The 13,927-nt window shown below is 61.7% G+C and carries 10 protein-coding genes and 2 pseudogenes; 8 read left to right on the top strand and 4 right to left on the bottom strand.

Annotation, left to right across the window (positions count from 1 at the left end; genetic code table 11):
* Nucleotides 1–38: 38 nt before the first annotated feature.
* Both FQ705_RS29490 and FQ705_RS29495 read left to right on the top strand, forming a co-directional pair.
* Nucleotides 39–749 (top strand): MotA/TolQ/ExbB proton channel family protein, encoded by a 711-nt coding sequence (locus tag FQ705_RS29490; RefSeq protein ID WP_144147734.1) that lies wholly within the window; start codon nt 39–41, stop codon nt 747–749.
* A gap of 42 nt (nt 750–791) precedes the next feature.
* A complete protein-coding gene (locus FQ705_RS29495) occupies nt 792–1,241 on the top strand; it encodes an ExbD/TolR family protein (protein ID WP_144147737.1) in 450 nt (149 codons plus the stop codon).
* A gap of 134 nt (nt 1,242–1,375) precedes the next feature.
* On the opposite strand, the gene FQ705_RS29500 is transcribed toward FQ705_RS29495, so the two are convergent.
* Nucleotides 1,376–3,739 carry a YadA family autotransporter adhesin gene (locus tag FQ705_RS29500; protein ID WP_409934752.1) on the bottom strand — a complete coding sequence of 788 codons (2,364 nt, stop codon included), beginning with the start codon at nt 3,737–3,739 and terminating at the stop codon, nt 1,376–1,378.
* Between the two features lie 300 nt (nt 3,740–4,039).
* A pseudogene (locus FQ705_RS35030) lies at nt 4,040–4,375 on the bottom strand (ESPR domain-containing protein); the annotation flags it as partial.
* A 328-nt stretch (nt 4,376–4,703) separates the two neighbouring features.
* Between FQ705_RS35030 and leuS the strand changes: the two are divergent.
* The 5 genes from leuS to FQ705_RS29525 all read left to right on the top strand — a co-directional run bounded on the left by leuS (nt 4,704) and on the right by FQ705_RS29525 (nt 11,143).
* Entirely contained in the window at nt 4,704–7,295 is a 2,592-nt protein-coding gene (gene leuS, locus FQ705_RS29505; protein ID WP_144147743.1) for a leucine--tRNA ligase, read from the top strand.
* A 91-nt stretch (nt 7,296–7,386) separates the two neighbouring features.
* A complete protein-coding gene (gene lptE / locus FQ705_RS29510; RefSeq protein WP_144147746.1) occupies nt 7,387–7,938 on the top strand; it encodes an LPS assembly lipoprotein LptE in 552 nt (183 codons plus the stop codon).
* A gap of 36 nt (nt 7,939–7,974) precedes the next feature.
* Complete coding sequence (holA, locus tag FQ705_RS29515) at nt 7,975–9,093, top strand: DNA polymerase III subunit delta (protein WP_144147749.1); 1,119 nt, start codon at nt 7,975–7,977, stop codon at nt 9,091–9,093.
* Nucleotides 9,094–9,326: 233 nt separating this feature from the next.
* Nucleotides 9,327–10,598 carry a glutamate-5-semialdehyde dehydrogenase gene (locus tag FQ705_RS29520; RefSeq protein WP_144147752.1) on the top strand — a complete coding sequence of 424 codons (1,272 nt, stop codon included), beginning with the start codon at nt 9,327–9,329 and terminating at the stop codon, nt 10,596–10,598.
* A 128-nt stretch (nt 10,599–10,726) separates the two neighbouring features.
* Nucleotides 10,727–11,143, top strand: a complete 417-nt coding sequence (locus tag FQ705_RS29525; RefSeq protein ID WP_144147755.1) for a CopD family protein — start codon at nt 10,727–10,729, stop codon at nt 11,141–11,143.
* A gap of 46 nt (nt 11,144–11,189) precedes the next feature.
* On the opposite strand, the gene FQ705_RS29530 is transcribed toward FQ705_RS29525, so the two are convergent.
* Both FQ705_RS29530 and FQ705_RS29535 read right to left on the bottom strand, forming a co-directional pair.
* Nucleotides 11,190–11,630 (bottom strand): nuclear transport factor 2 family protein, encoded by a 441-nt coding sequence (locus FQ705_RS29530; RefSeq protein WP_144147759.1) that lies wholly within the window; start codon nt 11,628–11,630, stop codon nt 11,190–11,192.
* A gap of 168 nt (nt 11,631–11,798) precedes the next feature.
* The gene (locus tag FQ705_RS29535; protein WP_144147762.1) at nt 11,799–12,224 is read right to left on the bottom strand and encodes a nuclear transport factor 2 family protein; all 426 of its coding nucleotides are present in this window, start codon (nt 12,222–12,224) and stop codon (nt 11,799–11,801) included.
* Nucleotides 12,225–12,912: 688 nt separating this feature from the next.
* Here FQ705_RS29535 and FQ705_RS29540 point away from each other — a divergent pair.
* Nucleotides 12,913–13,884 (top strand): annotated as a pseudogene (locus FQ705_RS29540) (ESPR-type extended signal peptide-containing protein); the annotation flags it as partial.
* Nucleotides 13,885–13,927: the final 43 nt, after the last annotated feature.

The raw sequence follows: 13,927 nt of genomic DNA on the forward strand, positions 1-13,927 counted from the left end.
GTTAGCGCCCCTGAAACCATTACTCGCGGCGAGGTCAGATGGCAGGCGGCAGCGGCATCATCCATTACCTGGAAACCAGTGACGCGATCACGCACGGCGTCGCCTATGTGCTGCTGGCCATGTCGATTGCGAGCTGGTGCTTTCTGATCGTCAAAAGCTGGATGCTGACGCGCGCGAAGCGGCAGGCCGCGCGCGCGCTCACGCAGTTCTGGCAGGCGCCGACGTTGTCCGAAGGCGTCGCGACTTTGCGGCGCGTCGATCGCGAGCGCGTCTTTCTGCCGCTCGCCGAAGCGGCGCTGCACGCTGCCGAAGTCGAGATTCCGGGCGCGTTGCTGGCGCGCGTCGAGCGTAGTGAGCGGGTTTTGCGCGCGCTGCGGCAAGCGCTGAACGCGTCGCAGCGACGGCTCGAATTCGGCCAGGTGCTGCTGGCGTCGGTGGGCAGTACGGCGCCGTTCGTCGGCTTGCTCGGTACCGTTTGGGGCATTTATCACGCGCTCGGCAGCATTGCCGCGAGCGGGCAGGCGCAGATCGAGAACGTCGCGGGGCCGGTCGGCGAGGCGCTCATCATGACCGCCTTTGGCCTCGTGGTCGCGATTCCAGCGGTGCTCGCGTACAACGTGCTCGGCCGACTCGTGCGGCAGCTATCGGAAGAACTCGACGGTTTTGCGCACGATCTGCACGCTTATGTGTGCGCACCGGCGGATCAGCCGCAGGCTGCCGCGCGGCACCAGCAGGCTTCGACCCACTAAACGCGCATCGCGCGGGCCGGCAGACGGAGAGACGGAGGCGACATGGCATTCGGCGGACTCGAGAAAAAGCAGGCGGCCGCACCGATGGCCGAGATCAACATGACGCCATTGATCGACGTGATGCTGGTGCTGCTGGTGATTTTCATCATCACCGCACCTTTGTTCAGCCACGCGATCCGGCTCGATTTGCCGAAAGTGGCGTCGGCGCCAGCGCGCCAGACGCCGCAAACCGTCGCTCTTTCCATCGATGCGGCCGGCAAGCTTTACTGGAACAACGACGCGGTCACGTTCGACCAATTGCGCGCGCGACTTGCGCAGGCGGGTAAGGAGTCGGATCAGGCGGAAATCCATTTGCGGGCGGCGCGCGACACGCGCTACGACGTGATCGCACAGGTGATGAGCGCCGCGCAGCAGGCGGGCGTCGAGCGCTTGGGGTTCGTGACGGACCAGCCGCAGCAAGGCGCTTCGGGGGCTGCGCGGACGACGCCTTAGCCGTTTGCCCGCTGTGTCTGCCTGACGGAAAAAAAGCGCGGCGAGATGTCTCCAGCCCGTCGCGCTCGCACCTCATCTCGCGTTATCACAACAAAACCAGCGAAACTCCTGGCGAGCTCCGCCGCCTTCGTCGATCAGAACTCGTAGCCGACTTGTGCACGGACACCCATGTCGCCCGTCGAAGTCGTCGAGACCGCACCATTGACCAGCCACTTGCTGTTACGCGAGCGGTAGGTTGCACCGACACCCAACGCCGCGCCGCTCTTGTACGAACCCGCGCCGGCGGCCACCACCGTTTTGCCGGGAGCTGACGGCGTCATGTTTGGCATCGCCATGGCTGCTGCAACGCCGGCGTAGGCGTTCTTCGCGACTTCGTTGACCGAATGCTGGACCGTGTTGATCTGCTGATCGGTATAGGCCTTGGCCGACATGCCGGCCGGAAGGTTGCCGACCGCGCTCGTCAACGCGTCGTTCATCTGGCCGAGGTTGACTGCATCGGTTGCTTGCGTGCCGGCGGCGACGTTGGTGATCTGGCGCTCCTGGCCCGAGGAGCCCATCGATACCGAGTTGTCACGCTCGGCCATCGAATTCGCACCGATCGCAACCGAGTTGTCGCCCGTTGCCTTGGCGTGATGACCCATTGCCGAGCTGTTGTTGCCCGATGCGAGCGAATCGGCGCCGGTTGCGGTGCTGTTGCTGCCTGAGGCGGACGAGTTTGCGCCCGCTGCCGTGCTGTTGTCTCCTGAGGCCATTGAGTTTGTGCCGTTGGCGGTGCTGTTGTTGCCCGAGGCGGTCGAATTCGAGCCGCTTGCGGTGCTATCCGTGCCGGAAGCCATGGAGTTTGCGCCGGTCGCGGTGCTGCTATCGCCTGAAGCGATCGAATTCGTGCCCGACGCGGTGCTGTTATCACCCGACGCGGTGCCGTTGCTGGCGCCGCTGACTTCGATGTTCGCGACCCGGCCGTCGATGGTGGTCATCTGGGTGTTGATGCTGGCAATTTGCTGTTGCAGGTTGTCTTGCATGGCGAACAGCTGGCTGCCGTTGATCGCGTCTACGCTCGAACCGTTCACTGCACCGTTGGCGACGCCCGTCAGGACGCGTGGGCCCTGCGTGCCGCTGAAGTCCACCAGTTGACCTGCGGCGCCTGCCCCGACCGTAATGAAACCGTTGGACGCATTCTGCTGAACCAGTCCGAGGCCCCCAGTGCTGACCTGCGTGCTGATGTTGCTGATCTGCGTCGAGAGGCTGGCGATCGCGTCGCCGGTGTTGTGCACGGTCTGACCGTCGATCAGGTAGCTCGGCGCGGAAATCGAGCCGTCAGCGTTGACGCTCGAACCGCCACCGATCGCGTCGGCAACCGAAGCGCTTACGCCGTAGAGTTGCGAGCCATTGAGCGCGTCCTTGCTGGATGCGCCGACGGCGCCAGCTGCGACACCGGTGAGAACGCGAGCGCCGGCCGTGCCGGTGAAGTCGACGGTTGCGCCGCCGAGCCTTTGGGCCACGGTGATGTTGGCGGTCGCAGCGTCTTGCTGGACGAGGCCGACGTCGCCGGAGTTCAACTGTTGGGTCAGGTTGGTGACGCTGGTTTCCACGGTAGCGACGCGACCGTCCAGATGGTTGACGTTGGTGTTCAGGTTCGAAATGTCGGATGCGCTTTGCGTGAGGCGCGTGTCGAGGCTGGTGATGGCGGATTCGCCTGCGAGGATGCGGTCGTTTGTGGCGGAGAGTTGGGAGCCGTTGACGGCGTCGGTGCTTGTTGCGTTCACCGAGCCCGCCTTCACGTTCGTGATGGTCGTGCCTGCTGCGCCGCCTGCCAGCGTTACCTTGTCTTTGGTCGTGCTGTCGTAGGCGACAAAGGCGTTCGTCACGTTGCCAGAAGTGTCGGTGCTCAGGCCCGCTGCCTTCAGCTGTGCCACGTTCACTGCATCCGTGTTGGCCGTGCCTGCTGCCACGTTCACCAGCTTCTTGCCCTTCACGTCCGCGTTGCCGCCTTGCGCCGCGCTGAACTGCACCGCGTTGCCGGCTGCCACCGCTGCCGCGTCCGCCGTCGTCTGCGCCGTCGATGCGGCCGTCTTCGCTGCGTCCGCCGTGCCTTGGGCCGTTGTCACGTTGGCGTTGGTTGTGAACAGCTGCGATCCGTTGACTGCGTCCATGCTCGATGCCGACAGCGTACCCGCCTTCACGTTCGTGATGGTCGTGCCTGCTGCGCCGCCTGCCAGCGTTACCTTGTCTTTGGTCGTGCTGTCATACGCCACGAACGCGTTCGTCACGTTGCCCGACGTATCCGTCGTCAAGCCAGCATTCTTCAACTGCTTGACGTTCACCGCGTCCGTGTCCTGCGTGCCCGCCGCCACATTTACAATCTGCCGCTGCAACGTCGAACTACCAACTGATACTGCGTTCCCACGGTCTGCGACTGAATATGCGCCGAGCGCCACACTGGAGCCGCCAACCGCGCTCGCCGAGGTGCCGAGTGCCAAGCTATCGTAGGCCGCCACGCTCGCCCCCATACCTAACGCGACGGCTCGTCGCGGAGCGCCAGACGCGTTTGCCCCAGCGCCTATCGCGATATTGGTGAAGTTTGCATTTGCACCGTCGCCGATCGCAATCGATCCGCCTCCGGATGATGTACTGTTTGCGCCAACCGCGACGCCGTTCGCCCCCCCTGCGGTCTGCACTTGCGAGCCAGTACCTGAAGCGAAACTATTCGCCCCAATTGCAACTGCAGTAGAGTCGCTAACGCTACCGCCATCAAGGGCGCCTGCCCTCGCTTCCATTACGTTGCCAGCCCCCGCCACCAATATTGCGACCACGAGCGCTTTGCTGCTCTTACTCTTCCTCCCCCTCGCCACTTCCGGCGCGGCCACATAGGTTTCAGAAACTGCATTCCAAATGCTTTTAAACGACTTGTTCATGATTTGATCCTGATAGCGAAATTTCTGTGCAGTGCGCCGTCTGCGACGAAAAATGGCGGGGGGTGCACTTTGCAACCGCCCTTCAAAGTGAGTGTGTTCAGCAACACTCAGCGCGACAGAAACAAGTCTATGGATCGCCCCTTTAGGAGCACATCGGAGGATTCTGAAAGTATCTCGATAAACGGGAGGGCCAAGTGTGGAAGGGCTTAAGAGCCACATTGGATATATCAAAAACGGATTTCTGCCACCGCAATAGCTTCCACGCCCCGTCAGCCCAAAGAGTAGGGCTCGACAGACCGCTTAGACCCCTCCTTTGGCCACATCGGCTTTGGACGAGACGCAGCGACACCGAAACAGCGACCCGGCAACGCCCCTGCCGCCGTATCGCCACCCGATCGACCTCGCCACCGTCCTAGGCGGCGCCACCCCCGTCCGCGGACGGTATAATCAGCCCTTTCCCCCGCAGAAGGGGAAACGAAGCCATTTCATCCAGCAGAGCACCAGGCGGCAGGTGCGAAAGCACCGAACCCAGCGATCCCATCACACCATGCACGAAAAATACGTTCCCTCCGACGTCGAATCCGCCGCGCAAGGGCAATGGCGCGCCAGCGACGCGTACAAGTCGACGGAAACCACCGACAAGCCCAAGTTCTATTGCGTCTCGATGCTGCCGTACCCGTCGGGCAAGCTGCACATGGGCCACGTGCGCAACTACACGATCAACGACGTGATGTACCGCTATCTGCGGATGAACGGCTACAACGTGCTGATGCCGATGGGTTGGGACGCGTTCGGCATGCCGGCGGAAAACGCCGCGATGGCCAACAACGTGCCGCCCGCGAAGTGGACCTACGACAACATCGCTTACATGAAGAAGCAGATGCAGTCGATGGGCCTCGCGATCGACTGGTCGCGCGAAATCGCGACCTGCAGCCCGGACTACTACAAGTGGAACCAGTGGCTGTTCCTGAAGATGCTCGAAAAGGGCATCGCGTACAAGAAAACCGGCACCGTCAACTGGGACCCGATCGATCAGACCGTGCTCGCCAACGAGCAGGTGATCGACGGCCGTGGCTGGCGCTCGGGCGCGCTGGTCGAAAAGCGCGAAATCCCGATGTACTACATGCGCATCACGCAGTACGCCGATGAACTGCTGAACGACCTCGAAGGCCTCGGCTGGCCCGAGCGCGTCAAGATCATGCAGCAGAACTGGATCGGCAAGAGCTTCGGCGTGAACTTCGGTTTCCCGTACGAAATCGACGGCGAGCAGAAGCTGCTGCGCGTGTTCACCACGCGCGCCGACACGATCATGGGCGTGACCTTCTGCGCAATCGCCGCCGAGCATCCGCTCGCCACGCGTCTCGCGCAAGACAAGCCGGAACTGCAGGCCTTCATCGAAGAATGCAAGCGCGGCGGCGTCGCTGAAGCCGATGTCGCGACGATGGAAAAGAAGGGCATGGGCACCGGCTTCACCGTCACGCATCCGTTGACGCAGGAGCAGGTCGAAGTGTGGATCGGCAACTACGTGCTGATGAGCTACGGCGAAGGCGCCGTGATGGGCGTGCCGGCGCACGACGAGCGTGACTTCGCGTTCGTGAAGAAATACGGCTTGCCGATCAAGCAGGTGGTGGCGGTCGAAGGCAAGGAATTCTCGACTGAAGCCTGGCAAGAATGGTACGGCGAGAAGACCGGCACGCTGATCAACAGCGGCAAGTACGATGGCCTCGGCTACGAACAGGCGGTCGATCAGATCGCCGCCGACCTGAAAGAACTCGGCCTCGGCGACAAGCAGATCACGTGGCGCCTGCGTGACTGGGGCGTGTCGCGTCAGCGTTACTGGGGCACGCCGATTCCGATCATCCACTGCCCGACTTGCGGCGACGTGCCGGTGCCGGAAAAAGATCTGCCGGTGGTGCTGCCGGAAGACCTCGTGCCGGACGGCACGGGCAATCCGCTCGCCAAGTCCGAAGCGTTCGTGAACTGTGCCTGCCCGACCTGCGGCGGCGCGGCAAAGCGCGAAACCGACACGATGGACACTTTCGTCGATTCGTCGTGGTACTTCTACCGCTACGCGTCGCCGGATGCGAAGACCATGGTCGACGAGCGCACCGACTACTGGGCGCCGATGGATCAGTACATCGGCGGGATCGAGCACGCGATTCTTCACCTCTTGTACTCGCGTTTCTGGGCCAAGGTGATGCGTGATCTGGGCCTCGTGAATTTCGGCGAGCCGGCCAAGAACCTGCTCACGCAGGGCATGGTGCTCAACGAGACGTACTACCGCGAAAGCGATGCAGGCAAGAAGACCTGGTACAACCCGTCCGACGTCACCGTGTCGTTCGACGACAAGGGCCGTCCGGTCGGCGCGATCCTGAATACCGACGGCCAGCCGGTGGTGCTCGGCGGCGTCGAGAAAATGTCGAAGTCGAAGAACAACGGCGTCGACCCGCAATTGCTGATCGATCAGCACGGCGCGGACACGGCGCGTCTGTTCGTGATGTTCGCCGCACCGCCCGAGCAGTCGCTCGAATGGTCCGGTTCGGGCGTGGAAGGCGCGAGCCGCTTCCTGCGTCGCGTGTGGAATTTCAGCCAGGCGAACGAAGCCGCGTTGCGCTCGACAGGCAAGCTCGACGCTGCGCAATTCGGCGAGGCCGACAAGGTGCTGCGCCGCGAAATCTACAGCGTGCTGAAGCAGGCTGACTTCGACTATCAGCGTCTGCAGTACAACACGGTGGTGTCGGCGGCGATGAAGATGCTCAACGCGCTCGACAGCGCGAAGGGCGCGCAGCCGGCCGTGCTGCGCGAAACGTACAGCGTGATGCTGCGCGTGCTGTACCCGGTGGTGCCGCATCTGACGTTCCAGTTGTGGGAAGAACTCGGTTACGCCGTCGAATCCGGCTCGCTCCTCGATGCTGCCTGGCCGAAGGTCGACGAGCAGGCGCTGGAACAGGCCGAGATCGAGCTCGTGCTGCAGGTGAACGGCAAGGTGCGCGGCGCGATCACGGTGGCGAAAGATGCGTCGCGTGAATCGATCGAACAGCTTGCGGCCGCTCACGAGATGGTCGCGAAGTTCAGCGAAGGCAAGGCACCGAAGAAGATCGTCGTGGTGCCGGGCCGCCTCGTGAACGTGGTCGTTTGACCGGCCACGAGACAATGTCAGCAGACGGGTTCGGTCGCGTACGGCCAAGCCCGCCTTTCGCTGCGGAATCTACTGCGAACCAGGAGCCAATGTGACTCGCAGATCGTTATTGACGCTGGTCTTGAGCGTGCTGATGTTGTCCGCTTGCGGCTTCCAGCTGCGCGGCCAGCAGGACTACGCATTCAAACGCCTCTATATTTCCGGCGGTTCCCCGGCGGCAAACGCGCGTCTGACGCGTCTCGTGCAAGGCGGCAGCGACACGGTAATCGTCAGTTCGCAGTCGAATGCCGACGCGACGCTGCAGATTTCTGAAGGCCGCGGCCTGAGCACGTTGACGCTGAATTCGCTGGGTGTCGTCGAGGAATACCAGATGAACCTGTCGATGAACTACTCGCTGACGGCCAAGGACGGCACCGTGCTGATCCCGCCGAGCGCCATCGCCCTGAACCGCGCGATGACGTATAGCGACCAGTACTCGCAGGCGAAATTCTCCGAAGCCGACATCCTGTTCAACGACATGGAAAACGACGCGATCGATCAACTCACGCGCCGTCTGTCGATTGTGCGCTCGATGCATCCCGCGCCGGGTCAGGGCGCGCCGGCGATCTGGCCGCGTGCGCCGTTGCCGCCGCCGCCGCTGTGATCGGCGTGCTTCGTTCAACTTCGTCGATCGGTAGCCATGCAACTGCGACTTGACGCGCTCGAAGCGCATCTCGCCAAGGGACTCGCCGGACTGTACGTCGTGTACGGCGACGAGCATCTGCTCGCGCAGGAAGCGTGCGACCGCATTCGGGCGACCGCGCGTGCGGCTGGTTTCACCGATCGTTCGGTGTTCACCGTCGAGCGCGGGTTCGACTGGAGTTCGCTGCTCGGTGCGAGCCAGTCGATGTCGCTGTTCGGCGACCGTCAACTGGTCGAGTTGCGCATTCCCTCCGGCAAGCCCGGCAAGGAAGGCGCCGAGACGCTGAAAGCGCTCGCCGCCGCCGTCAATGACGACGTGCTGACCATGGTCACTTTGCCGCGGCTCGATGCGGCCACGCAGAAGTCGGCGTGGTTCACGGCGTTGTCCGACGCGGGTGTCGCGTTGAAGATCGATCCGGTGGAGCGTGCACAGTTGCCGAACTGGGTCGGTCAGCGGCTGGCGGCGCAAGGTCAACGCGTGGCTGCCGGCGAAGAAGGGCGGCGCGCACTGGCGTTTATCGCCGAGCGCGTGGAAGGCAATCTGCTCGCCGCGCATCAGGAGATTCAGAAGCTCGGGCTGTTGTATCCCGCTGGTTCGTTGAGCTTCGAACAGGTTCAGGACGCCGTGCTCAACGTCGCTCGTTACGATGTTTTCAAACTCAACGAAGCCATGCTCGCGGGCGATGTCGGTCGTTTGTCACGCATGCTGGACGGCTTGCGCGGTGAGGGCGAGGCGTCGGTGCTGGTGCTGTGGGCGGTCGTCGAAGAAGTGCGCACGCTGTTGCGGATCAAGCGCGGCGTCGCGGCTGGAAAGCAACTTGCGATGCTGGTGCGCGAGAACCGCGTGTGGGGTCCGCGTGAACGGTTGATTGGACCGGCGTTGTCGCGTGTTACGGAAGGCGCGTTGGAAAAGGCGCTGGCGTTGGCGGCGAAGCTCGATCGGCAGGTGAAGGGCTTGTCGGGCGGAACGCCGGGCAATCATCGCAACGATCCGCCGCCTGATCCGTGGGACGGCCTTTTCGAACTGGCGATGACGGTGGCGTCGCCGAAAACGGCACCGGTGCCGCCCCCACGACCTCGACCGGGACCAGCTGCGCCCGTGCGCCGGCCAGTTTGATCGGCTTGCGGCAGGCGCTTGGGGGCGGCTCGAGTCGACCCTTGGGTGCTTGCCCTACGCAGCGCCGGAATCATCGTCAGGCGTTCGCGCAATGCGCACCGGCGACTCGATTGCCCGGATCTCACCGACCGGCGGCGCAAGCAAAGCACCCCGACCCGACTTACAATCGCTTGATATTTCGCTAATCTGCCTGTCCGCCGCACCGTGGCGTGCGCGGCACCACGAGAATCACCATGGATATCGACCAGTACATGACCGACCTCGGCCGCCGCGCCCGTCACGCTTCGCGTGCGATGGCCCGGGCGTCGACGGCGGCGAAGAACGCGGCGCTGGCAGCCGTGGCCCACGCGATCGAACGCGATGCCGCGATGCTGAAAGAAGCCAATGCGCGCGATGTCGCGAAGGCGCGTGACAAAGGGCATGACGCGGCATTTATCGACCGTCTCACGCTGTCGGATAAAGCGCTGAAGACGATGGTCGAAGGATTGCGGCAAGTTGCCGCGCTGGCCGATCCGATTGGCGAGATCAGCAATCTGAAGTTTCGGCCGAGTGGCATTCAGGTCGGGCAGATGCGCGTGCCGCTGGGCGTGATCGGGATCATCTACGAATCGCGTCCTAACGTGACGATCGATGCCGCTGCGCTGTGTTTGAAGTCCGGCAACGCGACGATTCTGCGCGGTGGCTCCGAGGCGCTCGAATGCAATACGGCGTTGGCAAAGCTCATCGGCGAGGGGCTCGAAGCGGCCGGTCTGCCGCAAGACGCCGTGCAAGTGGTCGGCACGGCCGATCGCGCTGCGGTCGGCAAGCTGATCACGATGACCGAATACGTCGACGTGATCGTGCCGCGCGGCGGCAAGAGCCTGATCGCGCGTTTGATCGAAGAAGGCCGTGTGCCGATGATCAAACACCTCGACGGTATCTGCCATGTGTATGTCGACGATCGCGCGGATATCGCGAAGGCGCTGACCGTCTGCGATAACGCGAAGACGCACCGCTACGGCACTTGCAACACGATGGAAACGCTGCTGGTCGCGCGTAGGATTGCGGCTGAAGTGCTGCCGGCGCTGGGCAAGCTGTATCGCGACAAGGACGTCGAGTTGCGCGTGGATGCGACGTCGCGGGCGGTGCTGTCGGACGCGGGCGTGAGTCCGCTCGTCGACGCTACCGAAGAAGACTGGCGCACCGAATATCTCGCGCCGGTGTTGGCGATCAAGGTGGTCGACAACCTCGACGCGGCGATCGAGCACATCAACGAATACAGCTCGCGTCACACCGATGCGATCGTCACTGAAGATCACGATCGCGCCATGCGCTTCCTGCGTGAAGTGGATTCGGCGAGTGTGATGGTGAATGCATCGACGCGTTTCGCCGATGGTTTCGAGTTCGGTCTGGGCGCGGAAATCGGCATTTCGAACGACAAGCTGCACGCGCGCGGACCGGTCGGGCTGGACGGGCTGACTTCGCTGAAATACGTCGTGCTGGGTCACGGCGAAGGTCGTCAATAAGCGGCTTGATGTCTTTGCCGCGAGCAATGCTTCGAAACGCGGCTGCGCAATGCAGCCGCGCTCGCACTGACCGCCGCTTTCGTCTGATCCGCGCACACTAACGAACCCCACAACAACAGGTGCCCCCGATGCTTTGGGTCAAAACGTTTCACATCGTCCTGGTTGCTTCCTGGTTCGCCGGCCTGTTTTATTTGCCGCGCATCTTCGTCAATCTGGCGATGGAAACGGAGCCTGCGGCGACGGCGCGTTTGTTGACGATGGCACGCAAGCTGTTTCGCTTCATGACTTTCATCGCGGTGCCGGCTTTGGCGTGCGGTCTGTGGTTGTGGCTCGTGATCGGAATTGGCAGCGGGCAGGGATGGATTCACGCCAAGGTCGGCGTGGTGGTGCTGCTGGTGATTTATCACGGGTACTGCGGCGTGCTGCTGCGGACTTTCGAGCGCGGCGAGAATCGTCGCTCGGATAAGTGGTATCGGATGTTCAATGAATTGCCCGTTCTGGGCATGCTGGCCGCGGTCGCGCTGGTGGTGATCAAGCCGTTCTGAGGTCTTGCGAGCAATGGCGCGTCGCGCTGCGATGCGCCATGTGCTGCTAGACGTCGTGGACCGAGCCGAGCGTCGTGTGAGATGACGCGACACGCCATGTGTCGCCGCGTCGCACGTACAGGTTGGTGAAGGCGTAATCGATCGTCTTCAAACCCGACGCCGGCGTGTAGTGGTTGACGCCGGTCACCATCGCGACATTTCCCAATACACGTACTTTCAGGTTGCCGAGCGTTTGCACGGAACCGGGCGGCAGCGCGGGCGCGAAGAGCACGTCGGCTTTGCTGCGGCGCGCGCCGTTGGGCATCGTTTCGATAAACGAGTTGTCGAGCAGTTCGTCGAGCGTGACGCGGTCACCGTGGGCGACCGCGTCGACCCACATCTGTTCGATCGAGACGAGGGTGGCTTCGACTTGGACTTCAGTGTGCAGGCCGACGGCGAGTACGCAGGTTGAGAGGCCCATGGTGGCCAGGAAGGCTAAGCGTTTCATGATCGTTTCCTCATTGGATGGATTGATGGCTTGTGCGGATGCGCGAGCAAGAATCCTGTGGAGATGAGGCTCTGATATGTCGCGCGCGCGGCACGGGGTTTGGCCCGTGCGCTTCGGTGTCTTGCATGGCGGTGAGGCTTTCTTTTTAGCCTCGTATGACGACGCCCGTTACTTGCGGGTCATTTGTGCTGAAACGGCACGCCAGCTGTTTTCTCTGCGGACGAAGACGTCGGTGAACGAGTAGTCGCTTGGCTGGGCGTTTGCGCCGGGATTGAAGTGGTTGATGCCGGTGACGATGGCTGTGTCGCCGTTTACGCGGACTTCGAGGTTCATCAGGGTCTGCGTCGAGCCCGGCGGAGGGGGCGGCGCAAGAAGGACGTCGCTCTTGCTGCGGCGTGCGCCGCTTGGCGTGGTGTCGATGAAGGAATCGTCGAGGATTTTGTCGAGCGTGACGCGATCGGTGTTCGATGAGGCTGTAATCCAGGTTTGTTCGATTGTCTTCAGGGCGCCTTCGTCGTGGTCGGCGGCTTGTGCCGGGAATACTGCTGAAAGTGCTAACGAAGCGACTGCAACAAGTCGGAGGACGTGTTTCATGGCGATTCCTTTGGTAGGTTATTGACGTGCTTATACGTGGTTTCGGTTTTAATTCGGTTTGGTTGGGATGGAGTAAACGGGTTTTTGGAATTGGTTTGGAGAATAATTTGGATAATGTTCGTGGTTAATTAAGTGCCGTTCGAATATAAATAATTTTAAGAGCATTTTTCCGAATTTGACTTGGGAAAAGTCTTATTTTTCGGCGGGCGAGATTAGGAGTATTCCTAAAATGGTGAAGCACGCTTAGGCCAGCTCTTCGCTTGCCGTTCGTCGACAGAACCTTCGGTGGAGGCGACGCGTCCTTTCTTACTTTTTTGACCATGCAAAGCATAGGCTGCGAAGCTCACGCATCCGTGCTTTTGTATCTGCCCTGCTTGATCTGTGATGGTTGACCGGCTGCGCCTGTAGCCGTCGAGTCTCGGTGATTTTGCCAGATCTAAGAAATCGACTGACCCGAAGCGGGCGATTTCAGTGGAATCCGGTCTTCTTTAAGAATCCTCCTATTAAGCCGCGATGCGTACAAATCTATATTCGGATTATCAGCCGAAGGGTTAATGAGATAGTTCGGAAGTTCTCATTCGTACGACCACTCTTTTCATTCCTTCGGTAACCGACTGACACGCGTACAGCGCCCATCTGGCCCGACGCGGAACAGAACCAGTTATCACACTTTCAATAGGATGAAATCGTGAACAAGTCGTATAAAACCATTTGGAATGAAACTACAGGGACGTATGTGGCCGCGCCGGAAGTGGCGAAGGGGCGGGGGAAGAAGAATAAGAGCAGCAAAGCGCTCGTGGTCGCAATATTGGTGGCGGGTGCTGGCAACGTAATGGAAGCGAGGGCAGGCGCCCTTGATGGCGGTAGCGTTAGCGACCCTACTGCAGTTGCAATTGGGGCGAAAAGTTACGCTTCAGGTACTAGCTCGCAATTGCAGACCGCAGGGGGGGCGAACGGCGTCGCCATTGGCGCAAACAGTACATCATCCGGAGGCGGATCGATTGCGATCGGCGACGGTGCAAATGCAAACTTTACCAATATCGCGATAGGCGCTGGGGCAAACGCGTCGGGCGATCCGCGACGAGCCGTCGCGTTAGGTATGGGGGCGAGCGTGGCGGGCTACGATAGCTTGGCACTCGGCACCTCGGCGAGCGCGGTTGGCGGCTCCAGTGTGGCGCTCGGCGCATATTCAGTCGCAGACCGTGGGAACGCAGTATCAGTTGGTAGTTCGACGTTGCAGCGGCAGATTGTAAATGTGGCGGCGGGCACGCAGGACACGGACGCGGTGAACGTCAAGCAGTTGAAGAACGCAGGCCTGACGACGGATACGTCGGGCAACGTGACGAACGCGTTCGTGGCCTACGACAGCACGACCAAAGACAAGGTAACGCTGGCAGGCGGCGCAGCAGGCACGACCATCACGAATGTGAAGGCGGGTACGCTGTCGGCCGCGAGCACGGACGCAGTCAACGGTTCCCAACTGTTCACGACCAACGCCAACGTGACAAACCTGAGCACAACGGTCAGCAATATCACGAACGGCAACGCCGGCATCAAGTATTTCCACGTTAACTCAAGCGGTGCTGATTCATCGGCAACCGGTCTCAATGCACTCGCTATCGGTGTAGGAACTCAGGCGTCGCTCCAAAGCGGCATTGCTATCGGTTCGTCGGTTAGCGGCGTGAACACGCTTGCGTCGGCTG

Source organism: Paraburkholderia sp. BCC1884 (assembly GCF_900996225.1).
GTDB lineage: Bacteria > Pseudomonadota > Gammaproteobacteria > Burkholderiales > Burkholderiaceae > Paraburkholderia.